19 protein-coding genes and 1 pseudogene are annotated in these 17,276 nt (G+C 62.0%); 10 read left to right on the top strand and 10 right to left on the bottom strand.

What is annotated here, in order from left to right; translation table 11 throughout:
• Nucleotides 1-65 precede the first annotated feature (65 nt).
• A complete protein-coding gene (locus ACF0H6_RS17795; protein ID WP_395250821.1) occupies nucleotides 66-614 on the bottom strand; it encodes a hypothetical protein in 549 nt (182 codons plus the stop codon).
• A 222-nt stretch (nucleotides 615-836) separates the two neighbouring features.
• Here ACF0H6_RS17795 and ACF0H6_RS17790 point away from each other — a divergent pair, with 222 nt between their 5' ends.
• A complete protein-coding gene (locus tag ACF0H6_RS17790) occupies nucleotides 837-2,168 on the top strand; it encodes a DUF2254 domain-containing protein (RefSeq protein WP_395250820.1) in 1,332 nt (443 codons plus the stop codon).
• 3 nt (nucleotides 2,169-2,171) lie between these two features.
• On the opposite strand, the gene ACF0H6_RS17785 is transcribed toward ACF0H6_RS17790, so the two are convergent.
• Entirely contained in the window at nucleotides 2,172-2,474 is a 303-nt protein-coding gene (locus ACF0H6_RS17785) for a helix-turn-helix domain-containing protein (RefSeq protein ID WP_395250819.1), read from the bottom strand.
• Nucleotides 2,475-2,540: 66 nt separating this feature from the next.
• Between ACF0H6_RS17785 and map the strand changes: the two genes are divergently transcribed.
• Entirely contained in the window at nucleotides 2,541-3,323 is a 783-nt protein-coding gene (gene map / locus ACF0H6_RS17780) for a type I methionyl aminopeptidase (RefSeq protein WP_395250818.1), read from the top strand.
• On the opposite strand, the gene ACF0H6_RS17775 is transcribed toward map, so the two are convergent.
• The 3 genes from ACF0H6_RS17775 to ACF0H6_RS17765 all read right to left on the bottom strand — a co-directional run bounded on the left by ACF0H6_RS17775 (nucleotide 3,295) and on the right by ACF0H6_RS17765 (nucleotide 6,116).
• The gene (locus tag ACF0H6_RS17775; protein ID WP_395250817.1) at nucleotides 3,295-3,873 is read right to left on the bottom strand and encodes a hypothetical protein; all 579 of its coding nucleotides are present in this window, start codon (nucleotides 3,871-3,873) and stop codon (nucleotides 3,295-3,297) included. The two genes, map and ACF0H6_RS17775, sit on opposite strands and share 29 nt — an antisense overlap.
• A 382-nt stretch (nucleotides 3,874-4,255) precedes the next feature.
• A complete protein-coding gene (locus tag ACF0H6_RS17770; protein WP_395250816.1) occupies nucleotides 4,256-5,626 on the bottom strand; it encodes an MFS transporter in 1,371 nt (456 codons plus the stop codon).
• A 79-nt stretch (nucleotides 5,627-5,705) separates the two neighbouring features.
• Nucleotides 5,706-6,116, bottom strand: coding sequence for a hypothetical protein (locus tag ACF0H6_RS17765; protein WP_395250815.1), 411 nt, complete (start codon nucleotides 6,114-6,116; stop codon nucleotides 5,706-5,708).
• A gap of 751 nt (nucleotides 6,117-6,867) precedes the next feature.
• Here ACF0H6_RS17765 and ACF0H6_RS17760 point away from each other — a divergent pair.
• A complete protein-coding gene (locus ACF0H6_RS17760) occupies nucleotides 6,868-7,623 on the top strand; it encodes an ArsR/SmtB family transcription factor (protein WP_395250814.1) in 756 nt (251 codons plus the stop codon).
• Nucleotides 7,624-7,686: 63 nt separating this feature from the next.
• Here the strand turns inward: ACF0H6_RS17760 and ACF0H6_RS17755 are convergent, their stop codons facing one another.
• Together ACF0H6_RS17755 and ACF0H6_RS17750 are read right to left on the bottom strand one after the other, a co-directional pair.
• Nucleotides 7,687-8,511: a glycosidase gene (locus tag ACF0H6_RS17755; protein ID WP_395250813.1), complete on the bottom strand. Its 825-nt coding sequence runs from the start codon at nucleotides 8,509-8,511 to the stop codon at nucleotides 7,687-7,689.
• Between the two features lie 28 nt (nucleotides 8,512-8,539).
• The gene (locus tag ACF0H6_RS17750; protein ID WP_395250812.1) at nucleotides 8,540-9,079 is read right to left on the bottom strand and encodes a PhzF family phenazine biosynthesis protein; all 540 of its coding nucleotides are present in this window, start codon (nucleotides 9,077-9,079) and stop codon (nucleotides 8,540-8,542) included.
• 339 nt (nucleotides 9,080-9,418) lie between these two features.
• On the opposite strand from ACF0H6_RS17750, the gene ACF0H6_RS17745 reads away from it, so the two are divergent.
• Complete coding sequence (locus ACF0H6_RS17745; protein ID WP_395250811.1) at nucleotides 9,419-10,081, top strand: DUF6318 family protein; 663 nt, start codon at nucleotides 9,419-9,421, stop codon at nucleotides 10,079-10,081.
• Between the two features lie 41 nt (nucleotides 10,082-10,122).
• A complete protein-coding gene (locus tag ACF0H6_RS17740) occupies nucleotides 10,123-11,037 on the top strand; it encodes a hypothetical protein (protein WP_395250810.1) in 915 nt (304 codons plus the stop codon).
• A gap of 40 nt (nucleotides 11,038-11,077) precedes the next feature.
• On the opposite strand, the gene ACF0H6_RS17735 is transcribed toward ACF0H6_RS17740, so the two are convergent.
• Nucleotides 11,078-12,103 carry an adenosine deaminase gene (locus ACF0H6_RS17735; protein ID WP_395250809.1) on the bottom strand — a complete coding sequence of 342 codons (1,026 nt, stop codon included), beginning with the start codon at nucleotides 12,101-12,103 and terminating at the stop codon, nucleotides 11,078-11,080.
• A gap of 164 nt (nucleotides 12,104-12,267) precedes the next feature.
• Here ACF0H6_RS17735 and ACF0H6_RS17730 point away from each other — a divergent pair, with 164 nt between their 5' ends.
• A complete protein-coding gene (locus ACF0H6_RS17730) occupies nucleotides 12,268-13,173 on the top strand; it encodes an MSMEG_6728 family protein (protein WP_395250808.1) in 906 nt (301 codons plus the stop codon).
• 601 nt (nucleotides 13,174-13,774) lie between these two features.
• Here the strand turns inward: ACF0H6_RS17730 and ACF0H6_RS17725 are convergent.
• Nucleotides 13,775-14,053, bottom strand: a complete 279-nt coding sequence (locus tag ACF0H6_RS17725) for a helix-turn-helix transcriptional regulator (protein WP_395250807.1) — start codon at nucleotides 14,051-14,053, stop codon at nucleotides 13,775-13,777.
• Between the two features lie 201 nt (nucleotides 14,054-14,254).
• Here ACF0H6_RS17725 and ACF0H6_RS17720 point away from each other — a divergent pair, with 201 nt between their 5' ends.
• Complete coding sequence (locus tag ACF0H6_RS17720) at nucleotides 14,255-14,974, top strand: DUF4389 domain-containing protein (RefSeq protein WP_395250806.1); 720 nt, start codon at nucleotides 14,255-14,257, stop codon at nucleotides 14,972-14,974.
• A 13-nt stretch (nucleotides 14,975-14,987) separates the two neighbouring features.
• Nucleotides 14,988-15,251: pseudogene (locus ACF0H6_RS17715) on the top strand (DUF4386 domain-containing protein); the annotation flags it as partial.
• Here the strand turns inward: ACF0H6_RS17715 and ACF0H6_RS17710 are convergent.
• Complete coding sequence (locus tag ACF0H6_RS17710; RefSeq protein ID WP_395250805.1) at nucleotides 15,186-15,356, bottom strand: hypothetical protein; 171 nt, start codon at nucleotides 15,354-15,356, stop codon at nucleotides 15,186-15,188. The pseudogene ACF0H6_RS17715 and the gene ACF0H6_RS17710 overlap by 66 nt on opposite strands.
• A gap of 4 nt (nucleotides 15,357-15,360) precedes the next feature.
• On the opposite strand from ACF0H6_RS17710, the gene ACF0H6_RS17705 reads away from it, so the two are divergent.
• Together ACF0H6_RS17705 and ACF0H6_RS17700 are read left to right on the top strand one after the other, a co-directional pair.
• Nucleotides 15,361-15,783: a DUF4386 domain-containing protein gene (locus ACF0H6_RS17705; protein WP_395250804.1), complete on the top strand. Its 423-nt coding sequence runs from the start codon at nucleotides 15,361-15,363 to the stop codon at nucleotides 15,781-15,783.
• Nucleotides 15,784-15,823: 40 nt separating this feature from the next.
• The gene (locus tag ACF0H6_RS17700; protein ID WP_395251352.1) at nucleotides 15,824-16,309 is read left to right on the top strand and encodes a DUF4386 domain-containing protein; all 486 of its coding nucleotides are present in this window, start codon (nucleotides 15,824-15,826) and stop codon (nucleotides 16,307-16,309) included.
• Nucleotides 16,310-17,276 lie beyond the last annotated feature (967 nt).

Here is a 17,276-nt window from a genome sequence, read left to right as displayed (position 1 = left end):
ATCGAGGGCCTCCAGGATTTCAGTTGGAAAGATTATCACCACGCAACTACCGCAAATGCCCTTGTCTACAGCGCCCTGACAAATGATCGAACAAGGAGGTCATCCGGGCTGTAGTTTTCTGCCCAGGATGCGAAGCTCTCGTCGATCGCCATCACATATAGGCTGACGCGAAAGGTGCCGCTGTAAGTGCCGTTAAGTCCCAACGAAATAAGAGGATAGAAGTCCATACGCTGCTCATGGCTGGCAAATATTCCTTCCAGCAACTCCTTGCGCTCTGGACTAAGCAACCACTCCGTCGGGACATCAGGCTCCGATGTTGCCAACCTCGGGTCCGCTAGCTCCCAGCTGTCGAGCCATTGCTCTGGAGGACCGAGGACGGCATCAACTTCGATGCTCATCCCTCGCAAAATGCCGCGAATCGTGTACCAGGGGCGCCCCCGGTGGGCGTGCTGGCGTTCAAAAGATTCAAAGCCCGTGACCCTGATTCTGCTTGTCGTGGTGTCACCTTTGGCTTGCTCGCGCAAACTGGTGTGCTGTTCGTCGGGATGCATTCTCGGGCGCGCGTAAGTGTGTCCATCCGCTCCGGTGAACACGCGACCACGCACCTCAACCAAGCTGCCGTCCCGGACAGGGGGCAAGTGGCGGCCGCTGTCGATCGCATTAAATCTATTCACACTTACGTAGTGGTGGCTAAGTCCAGGATCATACGGACTTAGGTACGAAATCTTTAAGCGAGCAGCGGCCAGTAGTAAAAGGCCCCGCAAGAAACTCCCGTCAACACCGAGCAGCATGCGAACCCCTTGACTGGCGAGGACCGTAGGCCGAAAGTGTGACATGTGAGCCGTGAGGCCGTTCGGGAGTATCTTGCGAGTGCCCTGTGGGCGATGCCGACGTGCGCCGTGGTCCTCGCCATCATCGCCGGCGCAGGCCTTTCTGCAGTACAGCTCGACGCGTCATCGCCGTTCGCTGTGCTCCTCTTCCAAGGGACGTCCGACGACGCGCGGAACCTGCTCATCGGGATCGCGAGCACCATGGTAACCGTCATCGCCGTCGTGCTCGGACTTACCGTCGTCGCCCTGCAACTCGCGTCGACGCAGTTCAGCCCGCGGCTCCTACGGAACTTCCTGCGCGACATCCCCAACCAGGTGACGCTCAGCGCATTCGTGGCCACGTTCGCGTACAGCACGGCGGGCCTCTACACGGTCGGTATCGCCGCAGGACAGCGCACTCTGGACTACCCGCGCCTCGCCGTGAGCGGCGCGCTCCTGCTGCTGTTTGTCAGCATGGTCATGCTGGTCTTCTTCGCGCACCATCTGTCGCACTCGATCCAGGTGGACCAAGTCATGAAGAGCGTCGAGAGAGCCACGCTCAAGGTGATCGAGCACTCGTTCGTCCCGGGCGATCCCGGTATTCGCATGCCAAACCCGCCGCCCGGCGCCACGGCCTTGCTGGTACCCCGCTCGGGATATGTCCAGGCCTTCCACGTCGAGACGTTCGTCCGGGCGCTCGCGAGGCTGGGCCTGACGGCACGGATAGTCCCCATGATCGGCAGGCACGTTATCGCAGGGACCCCGCTCGCTTGGGTGTGGGACGGCACCGGAGGGGGCGAACGCCCTCTAGCCCCCGACGGCGGCACTCAACTTCGTCAGGCACTCACGCAGAGTGTTCGGATCGGTTTCGAACGAACGCTTGAGCAGGACGTCGCTTTCGGCGTCAGGCAACTCGCCGATGTCGCGTCCAAGGCTCTCTCCCCCGCCATCAACGATCCCTACACCGCGAACCAAGCGGTAGACCATCTCGGCCCGATCCTCGCGGCACTCTCACTCCGGCAGCACGGCCCGCAAGCCGTTGAGGACGCGAAAGGCACCGTGCGGCTGCACGTGCCGGCCCGCGATTTCGCCTATTTCGTGGACCTTGCTCTTGGTCAGGTGCGGCGGTACGGCGCGAACGAGCCTCGGGTCGTCCGGGCTCTGCTGCGCGTGTGCGGCGATCTCGTGTGGTTCGGCGAAGCGGAACACCGCGCCGTCGTGCGGCAGTATGTTGAGATTCTCCTGAGCGATGTGGCCCGGCTTGTGGCCCAGCCAGCGGATCGTGAACCCCTCCTCGCGGAGGGCGCAGCGGTACTCAAGGCTTTCGACGTCGCAGACGGCATGCAGCCGAAGGATTGAGTCTTACGAGGCCAACCGCTCCCGCGCGTCGCGATGGGAACTGGCCCGTCCAGCGCCATGCTCCAGCAAGTTGATCTCGGCCCACACTAGATCGAGGGAGAGCCCGAGGACATCGGCGATCGCGGCAATGGTCGGGAAGGCAGGGGTCGCCACGCGGCCGGTTTCGATCTTCCGGAGGGTCTCCGGTGAGACACCTGCATCGAGCGCGGTTTCGAGCATCGAGCGCTCTCCGCGAGCGCGACGCAACAAGGCACCGAGGCGCTGTCCGCGCTCGACCTCTTCTGGAGTGAGTGGCAACCTGACCATGGCTCCGATTATAGTACCGGGATAATATGGCCGGTATAGTTATTGGAAATGTGAGAAAGGCGCCGCATGATCGAGATCCTGAACCCCAACGAGCTGGCCCGGGCAAGAGAGACAGGCGCGCTGGTCGCTGAGATCTTGCAGGCACTGAAGAGTCGCAGCACGGTCGGCACGAACCTCCTGGATATCGACCGGTGGGCCTCCGCCATGATCCTTGAGGCCGGAGCGCAGTCCTGTTACGTCGACTACGAGCCGCCGTTCGGGCGCGGGCCATTCGGACACTACATCTGCACGGCCGTCAACGACGCCGTCCTCCACGGCCTGCCATACGACTACACCCTGGCCGACGGCGATCTGCTGACACTCGACCTCGCCGTCTCCCAAAGGGGAATCGCCGCAGACTCCGCCATCAGCTTCATCGTGGGCGACTCAAAGCCGACGGAGAGCGTCGCAATGATCCGCGCGACCGAACGCGCATTGAGCGCCGGGATAGCTGCTGCCGTACCCGGGGCCCGGATCGGCGACATCTCCTTCGCCATAGGCTCGTCCCTCAGCGAGGCGGGATACCCGATCAACGTTGAGTTCGGCGGTCACGGCATCGGGTCAACGATGCACCAGGATCCGCACGTACCAAACACCGGACGGCCCGGCCGTGGATTCAAACTGCGCCCCGGGCTGCTGCTCGCACTGGAGCCGTGGGTCATGGCCGACACTGCTGAACTCATCACCGACGCCGACGGGTGGACGCTCCGAAGCGCGACAGGCTGCCGGACAGCCCACAGCGAGCACACCATCGCCATCACCGACGACGGAGCAGAAATCCTCACTTTGCCGACGCAGGCGCACTCGTGACATCAGAGCCGGTTCGACTAGCCGTCGCATCACCAAGTTGGCCGTCAGCGCCGCGAACCCAGCTACGTCCGTCGCTGTCCATGAAACAGATCGCGGGCATGTAGTCCGCGTTACCTGGTACCGGTTCCAAGATCGCTTGCTGTTGGACATAAACGGGCCAGCGTTGGCGGTCAGGGACGAAGTAACGCCCCGGCGGCAGGATTTTGGCCGTCGCTCGAATTTCGGGGATCGAAGTACCTTTCCGGCTCATGCCTTCAGAGCGGTGGACCGAAAGACCAAAGACCGGCGCGTCGCTGGCGTTGATCAACTCAATCCCCCACTGAACTTTCCCAGCGACTTCACCTCTCACCGGCCAACACACAATGCGTGAAGCCTGACGGCGTTCGGCCACGGCGATGGCCCTGTCGTCACGTTCGCTCTCCAAACGGCGCATCCGCTGCGATTCCTCCACCGTCTGCCGTGAATGACGCGTGGCCCGGGCCACGAAGATCAGCGCCAACGACGTTGCCAGGGCACTAATGATTTGCGCGACGTCCACCCAACCGCCCATGTTCAGCCTTTCCGTAGATTGCGCACAGATTACAGACAAAAGAAATCAAGCTCCTGTCACACACCTCCGGCGATGATTTGTTTGGCTTTCTCAATGACGCCCGTTGAAGCAGCTGCTTCCCGACGAAAGTATTCAGGTTCGAAAATTTAAACAAGTCATTCAATTAAACAGGTCGATGGATTGTTTATGAATACTCACAATCGAATTGGGCAATTTTCTCCGCCACCACTCAATTTGAGCTCAGGACCACTCAATTTTGAGGTTTTGAGTACTCAATTTCGCGTTTTCACCACTCAATGGGGCAGAAGCGGCGATAATGGGCCGCGGAACCTCGTAACAGAGCAGCCCTTTTGGTGCGATCCGGATGGCCGCCGCCAGCTCGTCAGGCGGTCGCGGACCCAGGCTTCCGCCAAGCCAGCGCCAAGCCAAACACCACAACGCTGAGCCCCAGCATCACCAGCACCATGAGTCCCCAGTTCGGCTGGTTTACCCCGGAGCCGTAGAACACACCAATCAGCACTGTCGCTGTGATGGCCCCCAGGTAGCGGCACGTTTGGAAGATCCCTGCGGCCACTCCCCTGTCCTCGGGCCGCGCGGACAGATACAAGCCCTGATTCGAGGACGTGCTCACCACGCCATACGGAACACCCATCAGCGCCGTAAGCACCAGCACCAGCGGAGGCCAGAAAGACAGGGTCAGTAGCCCCAGCGCCCCTGACGCCACCGCCAGGAGCACGACGCCGGTGACCATCACGGACCGCACGCCGAACCGCTCGATGAATCGCACGGTAACCGGGGTCATGACAACCGACATGGCAGCAAGGGGAAGCATGAGCAGGCCGACCACGCCGGCGTCGTACTTTCCGGCTTGCTGTAGCAACTGCGGAAGGCCGAAGAACGCAAAGTAATAGACGGCGCTGAATACAGCGAAACCCAAGTACAGCAGCAACAGCGGCCGGTTCCGGCCGAGTAACCGCAGGTCCAGGAACGGCGGGCTGACCCGCAACTCTCGCCACGCAAACAGCCCTGCGATGACCACCGCGACGGCCAGGAACCACCAGCGGTAGGCCGGCATCACGTTGAGCAGCGCCATCATCGCAAGCGTGAGCGAGCCGATGAACGCCAGGATGCCGGGAATATCGGAGTCGCGGAGGAGGACGGAAAGCTTGCCGCTTTCGCGCCCGACGTCGGCCGGGGCCACACGCCGGACCACGATCAGCGCTATCAGCGAGATGGGCACGTTGATCGCGAACAGGGCCTGCCAGCCGACCAGGCTCACCAGCAAGCCGCCGACGACGGGTCCCACCGCAGCTGCCGACGTGTTCGCCATCTGGATTCGCCCCAAGGGCCGCGTGGAGCTGATATTCGCTTGCCGGCTGAGGGTCGAGACCATCACGACGGCGCACGGGTACGCCGTCGCGGTCCCCACCGCCATGAGCGCACGGGCTACGCAAACCAGCGTGAAGTTCGGCGAGAACGGAGCCAGGGCACACGCGATGGCAACCACCGCCATGCCGAAGGTGAACAGCCGCCGCGGACCGAAGCGATCCGCGAGCCGGCCCATCAGCGGCTGGCCCGCCGCCGAGGCGAGGTAGAAGGAGGTGATCACCCAGGTGACGGTGGCGACGTCGAGCGCGAAATCCTCGCGAAGCACCACCAGCGCGACCGCAATCATGGACGAATTCAGCGGGTTCAACGCCGTCCCGAGGCTGAGTGCTGCTATCGCCAGGCCGGGGTGCGGTTTGTTGCTCACGCACCTCAGTCTGGTCCATGGTTACCCCGGGTCACGAAACGACGCGTCACTCTACGGACATCAGCGTGAGCGCAATCAACTATTGCGGCTGCAACCACTGTGGCTTCGCCCGGCCTGCGGCGTCTTCCGTCAGTGTCGGGACGGGTGCCTTCACGGGGGTCGCTACCGGCGCCGGGGGCGCTGGGGGCGCGGGAGGAATGCAGGAGTAGTTGTAATCGAAGTCGCCGGCGGTGAATTGGGTGAGTGCGACCACCCCGCCGGTTGTCAGCGGGGACGCCGAACACAAGGCCACTGCGGTGCCCGGCGACGTTGCTCCGGCAAGCCAACTCTTGAGTCCGTTCAATCTGCTGTTCGGACCGGGCTGTCCGGCAATGATTCCAAACTGGTATGAAGTGGAATAGATGCCCACCTGGGCACCGATGCCCTCCAGGTAGGCGGTCATTCCCTCGAGGTCTGCGGCGTTGGCAACGGTATCGGCGGACGCAGGCATTCCCGGTCTCCACGTCCAGCCACCACTGTTGCTTCGCGGGCTCGGTGACTCCGTACTGGTTCACGTCCTCAAAGGCCATGGTGTATCCGTAGATATAGGCACACGCCGGGGAGGCGCTGCCGTCGCAGGTCCCGTAGGGATTCGCAACGCCTGCGCCACCGGCCGCATTGGATGCCGGCCACCATGCGGACCCAGAATTCATGGGGTTGGCGGTATTTACATACAACGCGGTCGAGGGCTGGCTCGTCCCGCCCGCCGAACCGGCAGCCCACTGAAGCTGCCCGGCCAAGCAGGGGTTAGCAGCTCCGGGCCTTCCGCCGTTCACGCCGACGATCCCGAAGGCTTGGCCCGAAGGAAGGCCCCCGCCACATTGGGGCCAGGAAACGTCGTTGCCCAGAACGATCGTGCCCTGACCCGTAGACGCCAAGGGTGCGGCATTTGCGGCGGAAAACGGTGCGGCTATCCAAGCAAACAGCAGGCAAGCGACGGCCATGAGTTTTGTAGTTTTCATGATTAGCGTCCTTGGCATTCTTCGAGACCAGGCGGGGTGACGCTGCCGTACCTTGCGTGTAGAACGAACAGCCAATGAGTCTTTTGGAGCTCACTACGGAGCCTACGGACGTTCGTCGGCGAAGCCGTGAGTGATGCCTACTGGACTTAGTTAACGAATTAGCGAGTGCGGGTGGTTAGGCACTCGTAGGATGCGGCATGACCATTGACATGTGACTAAATGGTCACCTATTCTGAATCTATGGACGCCGTCTTCAAGGCACTCTCAGACCCCACCCGCAGGGACCTGCTCGATGAGCTGTTCCGCGAGGACGGCCAGACGCTGAGTGCGCTTGAAGCAAAGTTCGACATGACCCGTTTCGGGATCATGAAGCACCTCAGGATCCTTGAGGAGGCCGGGCTGGTTGTGACCCGCCGTCGTGGCCGCGAGAAGCTCCATTTCCTGAATCCGGTACCCATCAGGCTCGTCCACGACCGCTGGGTGAGCAAATATGCAGAACCATGGGCCGCTGCGTTGAGCGACCTCAAAACCAGATTGGAAAGTCCCGTGGAAAAGATCTTCGAAATCTACATCAAGACCACTCCCGAACGGCTTTGGGAAGCCATCACGGACAGCGACACCCGCAGCAAGTACCAGTTCGGCAACACTCACACGGCGGACTGGACGCCGGGCGGCCATTACGAGATGCACAACCCGAAGGCGAACGGAATGGTTCTCGGCGAAGGCGAAAACGTGGAGGTCGATCCCCCGCGCAGGCTCGTCCAGACCATGCGCGCGCTCTGGGGCGAGGACGTCAAGGCTGAGGGCACGTCCCGCGTGACCTGGGAAATCGAGGCCGTGGGCGATTCCTGCCACCTGACAGTCACCCACAGCGACCTCCGCGAGGGCGGCAACGACCAGATCTACGGCGGTTGGCCGATGATCCTCTCCGGCCTGAAGACATGGCTGGAGACCGGTGAGGTGCTCACGACGCCGGGCTCGCTGATGTACAGCTGAACCACGTTTCTCCAAGTTTTCTCCAAGTCCCAATTCGGACTTGGAGAAAACTTGGAGAACCAGCTAGCTCGTGACGATGTCCCGCGTGGTGTGGTCGTACGTGAAGGTGATCTTGCCGCCGTCGTGATTTAGCTCGTGGTTGGCACCATCACGCGCGCCGAACGCGCCGTAGTTCTCGTCCCACGAACGGTTCAGCGCGATCTTGTAGGTGTAGAAACCGGCAGGGAGCGTTGCCGCGAGCGTCCAGACCTTGCGACGGGCGTTGAACTTCATCTGCACCTGGTCGTACTGCGGCGCCCAGTCCTCGGGGGCGCCGAGAATCGTGTTGAAGTCGCCCGCGATCGCGACGGCGGATGGCTGGTCCAGCTTCTCGACGGCGGCAGCCGCTTTGGGTGCGGCAGCTTTCCTGGGCGCTGCCTTGGCGGCGGGAGCCTTTTCCGCGGCTGCTTTTACAGCCGGCACCCTATCTGCAGCCGGCGCCTTCTTGGCCGCAGGCTTCCTGGCCGGAGCCTTCTTGACAGGGGCTGTGGGAAGGGGAGTCTCTGCAGGAACCGGGATGCCCTCAGCCAACGCAGTAGCGAACTCGTCCGGCTCGGCGAAAGCAACGGTGGCCCGGAGGCCGTCCTCGGTGATCGTCCAGCCCGAACGGCCCTTGACCAGCCAGCCAGCCTTGACCAGCTTCGCGGTGTCCGTCGTCAGGCTCTTATGGCCGCGCGGAATGCCGCCACTGAGCAGCTCACTCTCGCGCTCATCCAGCGGGACACGGACAATCGCCTCTGCCAGGATCTCGCCGGCATTCAACGACTTCTCGGACCACGTTCCCTCAGCCAAGACGTCCAGGACGGTCTTGAGACGGGCACTGCTTTTTTCGACGGTGGACTTGGCCACTGGGTCTCCTTCAACGGCGAACATTCCTTCAGCAGTCTGCCAATGTTCTGTAAATTCTGGCGACTGTTCTTGGTAAACACCGTGTGTCGTGACCCACTATTACGCCCAAACAAGCACAAGTGATGGACGGGTCTCGGGTACTGCGCAGTAGCTTGCGGGGTTGAGTATGCTCAAAGGCTTTCTGCTTGCGCGCTAGAGTACGACGTGCCCTTTGATGACGGTTCGGCTTACCCCTCCCACCCACACCGAATCCGCCGATGACCCCCTCAAGAACTGCGTGCTCCACCGGGCCGGATTTGGTGAGCGGAGGAGCCTGGAAGGACAGTTCAGCGCCTGACCGCCGGATCTTGACCAGCCCGGCACCGCATTCCTGGACAAGGTGATTCCGGCTGTGCGGCTGGCCGTTGTTTTCGAGCCAGGCATGGGCTGATCCGAGGGTCGGATGCCCTGCGAAAGGGAATTCTGTTCGTGGAGTAAAAATGCGGAGCCTGTAATCCGCTGCCGGATCGGTAGGCGTCAGCAGAAACGTGGTCTCCGACAAATTCGTCGAATTGGCAAAGGCTCGCATTTGCTCCGTGGTGAGGCCATCCGCGCCATGGACGACGGCGACCGGGTTGCCCGCCTTGGGCCCGGGGCGAAGACATCCACTTGGGAGAACGGACGTGGAGACTCGACTGGGGTCATCAGATTTCTTTTCTCCTGTGCTTGAGGTGCTGCCGCCTGGCGCTTCCATTGACACGATAATTTCCAGCTGCCGTCTAAATACAGGGCCAGTTATGGAAACTGGTCGACTTATTCGAGGCATCCAGACCCAAGTTATCCACATATGAACTATGTGACGAGACTTTTGCCGTGCAGCTTAGCTAGCCTTGAGTGCAGTTCACGCAATCTAATGGGGGTTAGAGACATGACATCGCACGTTCCTGCCTATACGCGCAGAGCCGCGCCATCCCGGGGCCGCCTCCGGCAGGCTTTGACCCTCGCTGCTTGGATAGCGCTGCTCGCACTGGCGTTAGCCGGTTGCACAGGTGCACCTGCGCCTTCAGCAAGCACCGCGCCCAGTCCGACGGTCTCCCCCACCCCTAGTTACAAGCAAGCGGATGACAAGGGCAAAGCCCAGAACGTTCCGGTTCCCGTGATACCCGCCGAGGCCAAGGCACACACCAAGGAGGGGCTGCAAGCGTTCATGAAGCACTGGGTGGGGCTCGCTTCATATGCCTACGAAACTGGCGACACAAATCCTCTCTTCGATGTCACCGGGGCAGGTTGTAAAACCTGCAATGACCTCAAAGTCACTTTGGAAGCCACTTACGGGCGTGGTGGGTGGGTCAGCGGAGGAACGCTGCAGTTTGCCAGCGCGGAATCACCCATGATTCGGAATCAATATGGTCAGATCGCTGGAGTAGTTCAATTCAAACAGGATGAAATCGCGTTCCGGAACGAGGACGGGACTATCCGCACGAAGTTCGATGCGGACCTCACACCTGCGGCAAAGCTATTTCTCGTCGTCGAGCGCGACGGCGGCTGGGAGCTTGGCGACGTCGGGAACGCGCCGAAAGCCACGCCATGAAATTCAAAATCCAAAGTCCGTTCTTGATTAAGATTTGGCTCTTGACGGTCGTTCTGAACCTCTGTTTCGCGAATTCGATTGCTTCCTCCGCCTCTGCGGCTACCACTTGCGGTAGCGGCGTTGAAGTCGAGATCAAGCTGGGTGCTTCAGACGCAGAAGTGGCGGCATCTTGCGCAGCGGCAGCTGGTTCCAAACTGGACACGCCCGGCCAAGGCGCCCCTGGGCTCGCCGTTCCCATCGTCGAAGGCAAGGATCTCCCCGATCAATACGAAGAGGTCCGGACTGCATGCCTCAACAACCGCTCATTGGGCGCCGATCCGCTCTGCAGCACTCCTATTATTTGTCCCAAGGATCAGACGCTGGTCCAGACCTATAGGGTCTACCGGAGCACCAGCCTGGTGGTCCCCCTCGATTCGCCCCGCTGCGAAGGAAAACCACAAGGCGCCGACAAGCAGCCCTTTCCCGGTGTTTCACAAGAAGACCTTCAAAAGCTCCCGATCGCCGCAGCCACGCTCGGGATCCAACCAAGCCCGCACACGCTTATCGGCGCGGAAACCAATGTGTTCGCCGAAGCGGTCACCCAGGAAATCCCCACCACCATTCTTGGTACCGCGCTGACAGTCCGCGCGATTCCCAGCGACTACACCTTCAGCTACGGCGACGGCACCGCATTCGGGCCTCAAGTGTTCGCCGGCGGATACATTCCAGAAGACCGCTGGGGCGAGAAAACCCGAACCAGCCACATTTACAAGGCGACTGGGGACTTCACGGTCTCGGTCACGACGTTTTACAACGGCGAATACCGCATCGGAAACGGCGCTTGGACTCCCGTCACCGGCCAAGCGCAGGTGGCGAGCCCGGGCCAGATCGTCAAAGTCTGGCGCTCCCAAGTCAAACGCTACGCAGACAACTGCATCGTCAACCCACAGGGAGAAGGCTGTCCCGGAGCCGGCTAGACCACGCGCACCCGTCGAAGCAGGCCTACTCCCCTGCCGCCTACTCCCCCTCGGCCTTCTCCCAGGCCTCAACCTCGGCCAAGAGTTCCGCCTTCAAGGACTCGTCCGCGAACGATGAACGCACCGAGTTGGACGCCAGTCGGGCCCGATCAGCAACAGACAACCCGTGCACTGCGACGAGCTGCTCGAAGTTGTCGTCCACGTAGCCGCCGAAGTACGCGGGATCGTCCGAGTTCACGCTGACGTTCAGCCCAGCGGCCAACATTGCCGGCAGCGGGTGATCGGCCAAGGTATCCACGGCGCGCAGCCGCACGTTGGACAACGGGCAAACAGTCAACGGCATTTGCTCGGCAACGAGCCGCGCCACAAGTGCGTTGTCCTCCATGCATCGGATTCCGTGATCGATTCTCTCCGCGCCGAGCAGATCGAGGGCCTCGTAAACATACGAAGCAGGCCCTTCCTCCCCGGCGTGGGCGATCCGACGCAGTCCTGCTTCCGCTGCACGGCGGTACAGTCGCTGGAACTTCGACGGCGGATTGCCCACCTCGGCCGAGTCCAGGCCGATCCCCGTGATCGGCGCGTTCATGGCAAGGAGCTGTTCCAAAACCTCAAGCGCGGATTCCTCGGACATGTCCCTCAGGAACGCGGCGATCAGGAGCGTCGAGACGCCGAACTCCTCCACCGACGTCGCGAGCGCAGACGCCACCCCGTTCACGCACGTCTCCAACGCCACCCCACGCGAGATGTGCGCCTGCGGATCCATCATGATCTCCGCATGCCGCACTCCGCCGGCCGCCGCCCGGGCCAAGTAAGCGCGGGTCATGTCCGCGAAGTCCTGTTCGGTCTGCAGGACCGCCATGTTGGCGTAGTACAAATCCAGGAAGGACTGCAGATCTGTGAACTCGTACCGCGCTCGCAGCTCGTCCAAATCCGCGTACGGAAGCTCAATCCCGTTCCGCTCCGCGAGGGCAAAAATCAGCTCGGGCTGAAGGGTCCCCTCAATGTGCAGGTGCAGTTCGGCAACTGGAGGTGCCGCCGTCGTCGTCGTTTCGCCAAAAGTTTCCACCCGACAAGACTAGGACGGATCCCTGAACGATCCCCAACGGCCACCCGTCCATGGGACCAGGATCGCCTGCCAACGGCGGCGGTGAGGGACTCGGTGGAGCCTCAGAGGGCAAAACCACACCGCGCCAACTTGGTTCTGCGCCGTCCGGCCCCCAAACTGAAAGGATGCAGACCTTCCTCCCGTTTCCCGATTTCAAGCAAAGTGCTGCCGTCTTGGACACCGCAAGGCTTGGCAAGCAGCGTGTCGAAGCCCTGCAGATCCTCCGCGCACTGGTGATCCCCGAGTTCGGCCGGCCCTCCCACCCGGCTATCCGCATGTGGATGGGCTACGTCCCCGCGCTCACGCTCTACGGCCTGGCCATGGTGGATGAGTGGGTTGCCCGGGGCAATCCGGACAACACCCGCGCCAGCATCACCGAATTCGCGCCCCAGGCGGCCCACCCGGACTACGCCTCCAGGATTCCAATGCCGCCTTGGCTGGGCGAAGCCGATTTCCACCTGAGCCACCGCTCCAAGCTGCTGCAGAAAGAGCCGCGCTTCTACGCCGACCTTTTCCCTGACACTCCGAACGACTTGGAGTACCTCTGGCCCGAGCCCCGGCACGAGTTCCTCCCTGAGGACCCCTACGAGGACTTCATCTGGGTGCTTCGCTCACCGCTGGGCGACGTTGACCCCGAAAAGATCGACAAGGTAGGGATGCCGGCACCCGGCAAGTCGAAGCCGGCCAACAGCGACGGCGACGACTACCAGTTCGTTTACTCTTCCGAGACGTCACGCCGCCCGGGCAAGACCGCGCGCAAGGCACCGAAGCAACTGGTGAAGAAGCCCACGCGTAACCGCCAGCGTCAGGACGAGGCCTTCAGGACCCTTCCCGGCAACACGCCCGTCCTCATACCGGTTGAAGGCGGCGCCAAGTTCGCCCTGGGCAAGATCCTCGGCCGCCCGATCACCTTGGAAAACGGCCGTTTCGGGCGCAACTTCGAGGTCACCAAAATCATCGATCGCTCAGAGTTCGACTATCCGGCCCTGCTCCAGGATCCGCGGGCGTTCTTCCCTGTCCCGGCACCCTGACGCCGAAAGATCCAAACGCGAACGACAGCGGCGCTCAGGTGCCTGAGAAAGGATCCTGAGCGCCGCCGTCTGCTGATCCGAGCTTGGCATTGGAAGGTTGAAGGAGAAACCGAATCTCCCAAAAACCTTGGGCGGTGGGGCATGGGGAAGCTGCTCGACCATCACCGCAGCGACATCCCTTCTGGCCTACTCTCCAAGCTCGAAGCGCTCAACGTGCGCCGTTCCTGCGACATATGGAAGCACACGAGCCGACCCTGGAAAGCTGGAGACTTAGAGCTCAAAAACTTGAAGAGCCCCGGTCACGTCCCGTGGAGTGGGACTGCATGGCCGATAGTCCCCCGCCGAAGCCTCAAATGATCATCAAAGGCCAAATGTGTGATTGTTGAGAACAGTCCACGTGAGACACCTTGCTGAGACGAGGGAGGTCCCGCGAATCACCGGAAGACCGGGCATCGACCCAACTCCCATAACGGGTCGTTCGGTCCTGACAAAGGATCCTTTGACAGGACTCCCGCCCGCCTGCGGCGCCTTTGCCCCTACTGGTGCCGCGCACCGGCCGCCAGCGGGACGCGTTGACGGCAGGTGTTAGGTGGGGGCCTCCTCACTCCCGCCTGAGGAGCACGTCGAGAATCTCACCGACCGCGACCTCGTCCAGCCCTTCCCGGCGGATCGGCTGGTTCGGATGCAGCTCGTAGAAGTTGCGACTACCGACCCGGCGGCGGCTCAGGTAACCGCCTTCGACCAAATCCGCCACGATGCGGTGTGCCGCCCGTTCCTGGACCCCCACGCTTTCGGCGATCTCCCGGATCCGGATTCCGGGACGACGCGCGACACAGTAGAGCGCATGCAAGTGATTAGTCAGGAAACCCCATTCAGCCATACCGCCCATCCTAACTGCCAAATCAGACATGTTTTCATTGACATGTCCTATTTAACAGCATACCGTTGCGGGTGTCGGGGCAAAAGTGCCCCACCGCCGACACGAGTCGCGGACCTGGCCGGATGAAAGACCCCGCCCGCCGCTGAGACGCCGACGCCCACGTATGAGGGCCGGCTTCACGGCTTTAGGGAAGGACTTCTCATGGTGCTGCACTCTGCGTACCCGCTGGTTCTGGAGGGCGAGCATTCCCCGCACCTGAGCCGCTGGCTGTGGCTGGTCAAATGGCTGCTGATCATCCCGCACGCCATTGTGTTGTTCTTCCTGTGGATCGTCTTCCTGGTGCTGTCGGTGGTGGCATTCTTCACGATCCTGCTCACGGGCCGCTACCCGCGGGCGATCTTCGACTTCAACGTCGGGGTGCTGCGCTGGACGTGGCGGGTCAGCTACTACTCCTATAGTGCGCTGGGCACCGACCGCTATCCGCCGTTCAGCCTGGCCGAGGATCCGAACTACCCGGCGCGACTTTCCATTGAGTACCCGCAGTCACTCTCACGCGGACTCGTGTTGGTGAAGTGGTGGCTGCTCGCGCTCCCGCACTACCTGATCATCGGCGTGTTCACCGGCGCCGCCTTCGCCGGGTACAACCAGATACACGATGGCAACGCCTGGGCCTACGGCAGCGGCCTGATCGGCCTGCTGGTCTGCATCGCCGGTCTCGTCTTGCTGTTCTCCGGCCGCTACCCCCGCGGCGTGTTCGACCTCCTCATGGGCATGAACCGCTGGGTGTACCGGGTCAGCGCATACGCCGCACTGATGACCGACCAATACCCGCCCCTCCGGCTCGACATGGGCGCCCACGAACCACCACCCGCCGCAGACGCACCCGGCATGCTCGGGCCGGATCCCCTACCTGCCACCTGAGAAGGAACACACCATGGCCACAAACACCCACATCACCCCGCCGGTCAAAGCACCCGTCCCGCGGTCCCGAATGCACCCGACGAGGCGGATCTCCCTGGCCGCCGGGATACTGTACGTGCTCACGTTCGTCTCCATCCCCACCCTCGCGCTCTACAAGCCCATCAAGGATGACGCCGGCGCATTCATCCTGGGCGCCGGAAGCACCGCCGCACTACAGTGGGGCGCCCTGTCCGAGGTCACCGTCGGCCTGGCCGGCATCGGCACCGCCCTCGTGCTGTACCCGCTGGCCAAGCGAATCAGCCAAACCGCGGCCCTGGCGTTCGTGGCCGCCCGACTTCCTGGAAACCTGCCTCATCTTCGTCAGCGTCATCAGCCTGCTCACGATCATGACCCTGCGAAACGACGTTGCCGGCACCGCCGGGACGGACTCGGCGGCACTGGTCACGATCGGCCACAGCCTGGTCGCCACATACAACTGGACGTTCCTGCTCTCGCAAAGCCTGATGCCCGTCGCATGCGACCTGCTCCTGGGCTATATGTTCTACCGCTCCGCCCTCGTGCCCCGGATCCTGCCGGTCATCGCATTCATCGGCGCCCCGCTGCTCCTTGCCTCCGACATCGCAGTCTTCTTCGGCGCCTACTCCCAGGTATCCCCGATCGCCGTCCTCGCCGCACTGCCCGTCGCCGTGTTCGAACTATCCCTGGGCATCTGGCTGATCGTCAAAGGCTTCAAATCAACGCCCCTGACCACCGACCACACACCAACCCGTCACGATCACCCCGCAACCCAAACAACAGAACAACCATGAACACCCCGGGCTCCCGGGCTGAGCGAGGCCCGCCGGCGACATCCCGGAGCATCGGGACGTTGTTCCTTGGGGCTTTTCTGACATACGGAGCCGGCAGCGCCATCGCTACGACCATTGCGGTCTCTGCCGACCAGGGCTCCCGAGCCGTCCTCGTCCTTGGCGCATTGCTCATGCTCATAAACTCGGCCCGGGCGGGGCAGACGCCCTCGTCCTGCTCCTGATGGACCTGCAGCACTCCGGGTTCCTTATCGCCCAGATCTTCTTCGGACTCTGGCTGCTGCCGATGGGCTACCTCGCGTTCACCTCGGGCATGTTCCCCAAGGGCCTGGGTGTGCTGCTGATCATCGCGTGCTTCACCTATCTTGCCCACCTGCCCTTCGTATTCCTTTGGCCCGAGGTCGGTACGGTACTCACCCCGTTCGTGGCGATTCCAACCACGCTGGCCGAGGTTTGGATGGTCTTGTACCTGCTGATCAGGGGTGTGAAAGCACCCAAACGGAAGGCCCGGGTCTCCGCCGCGGTCTGAGCAGTGCGGCCCGGGACTCGGTGACAAACAGGGTGACCACTCCTGGAGTTTCCGTCCCTGCATAGCCGCAACCATCCCTGCCGAATCTTGCGGCCGACCACAAGGGTCCCTCGATCACACAAGACGAAAACGGACGGAGCCAGCCCAGAAACATCCTTAAGCCAACAGAAGACCCGGGAAACGCAGGACCCTTCGGGTCATGGTGCCGAGGCCCCAGAAGCAGGGTGTCAAGTTGAAATCTTAGACTCCGCACCTCATGTGTCCATAAAAGATCCAGACCACCCCGGTCGGACAGAATTCCGGAGGGATCCCTGACATCAGTTTGGGTATACCCCAAACTGACGCACGAGACATCGCATGCGGAGTTCCGGACGCCTGCGTTGATTCCGCTGTCGGTGTGGACTTCAACGCTTGATGGCGGCATCTGTGATCGTTCGGTATCGGCATACCCTGTTTTGGTCCGTCTGCATCGCATGGGCTTGAACGACGATTCGTCGTGTTGCATTTTGGGGGACCTTGGCGGGCAATGAGCATGATCGGCTGCGCGCTGGACGACCGGCTTGCGGGACGATCTGCGGACTGGCCTCTTGCGACAATCTGAGACGATCCACAACGAGACATCTTTCCAAGACATGGGCCGGCCCGGCACGACGCCGATTCCTTAGACACTCCAAGACACGACGACGTCAGTGTCTCGGAAAGCTGTAGATTTTCGAGACGTTATGCGCTGCGTCCCAGCCAGGAGAGTGGATTACCTCGCGCCAAGCGGAGTGGGAGTGATGCGTTTCCCTGGAGGAAGGCGAGGAGGAACCAGCCACTGCAGAAGAGACTTGGATCCGGGCGTAAGGGTGTCGTGGTCGATGCCATTCACAGTGCCAACCCGTCGAACCCTCTGCGGAGGGTTTCACGTCCGTGTGAACTACGAGCGATTTCCGTTTGGTCCCAACCAAGAAATTGGGACCCGTGT

Source organism: Arthrobacter sp. NA-172, assembly GCF_043952055.1.
In the GTDB taxonomy this organism is placed as follows: Bacteria; Actinomycetota; Actinomycetes; order Actinomycetales; family Micrococcaceae; genus Arthrobacter.
This window is presented reverse-complemented; position numbering and strand designations above follow the sequence as displayed.

What these genes read in the sequence shown, in the direction of transcription:
- ACF0H6_RS17785 (WP_395250819.1), bottom strand. Translation starts at nt 2,474, where the DNA reads ATGGTCAGGTTGCCACTCACTCCAGAAGAGGTCGAGCGCGGACAGCGC.
- map (WP_395250818.1), top strand. Translation starts at nt 2,541, where the DNA reads ATGATCGAGATCCTGAACCCCAACGAGCTGGCCCGGGCAAGAGAGACA.
- ACF0H6_RS17775 (WP_395250817.1), bottom strand. Translation starts at nt 3,873, where the DNA reads ATGGGCGGTTGGGTGGACGTCGCGCAAATCATTAGTGCCCTGGCAACG.
- ACF0H6_RS17765 (WP_395250815.1), bottom strand. Translation starts at nt 6,116, where the DNA reads ATGCCTGCGTCCGCCGATACCGTTGCCAACGCCGCAGACCTCGAGGGA.
- ACF0H6_RS17760 (WP_395250814.1), top strand. Translation starts at nt 6,868, where the DNA reads ATGGACGCCGTCTTCAAGGCACTCTCAGACCCCACCCGCAGGGACCTG.
- ACF0H6_RS17750 (WP_395250812.1), bottom strand. Translation starts at nt 9,079, where the DNA reads ATGCGAGCCTTTGCCAATTCGACGAATTTGTCGGAGACCACGTTTCTG.
- ACF0H6_RS17745 (WP_395250811.1), top strand. Translation starts at nt 9,419, where the DNA reads ATGACATCGCACGTTCCTGCCTATACGCGCAGAGCCGCGCCATCCCGG.
- ACF0H6_RS17730 (WP_395250808.1), top strand. Translation starts at nt 12,268, where the DNA reads ATGCAGACCTTCCTCCCGTTTCCCGATTTCAAGCAAAGTGCTGCCGTC.
- ACF0H6_RS17725 (WP_395250807.1), bottom strand. Translation starts at nt 14,053, where the DNA reads ATGGCTGAATGGGGTTTCCTGACTAATCACTTGCATGCGCTCTACTGT.
- ACF0H6_RS17720 (WP_395250806.1), top strand. Translation starts at nt 14,255, where the DNA reads ATGGTGCTGCACTCTGCGTACCCGCTGGTTCTGGAGGGCGAGCATTCC.
- ACF0H6_RS17705 (WP_395250804.1), top strand. Translation starts at nt 15,361, where the DNA reads ATGACCCTGCGAAACGACGTTGCCGGCACCGCCGGGACGGACTCGGCG.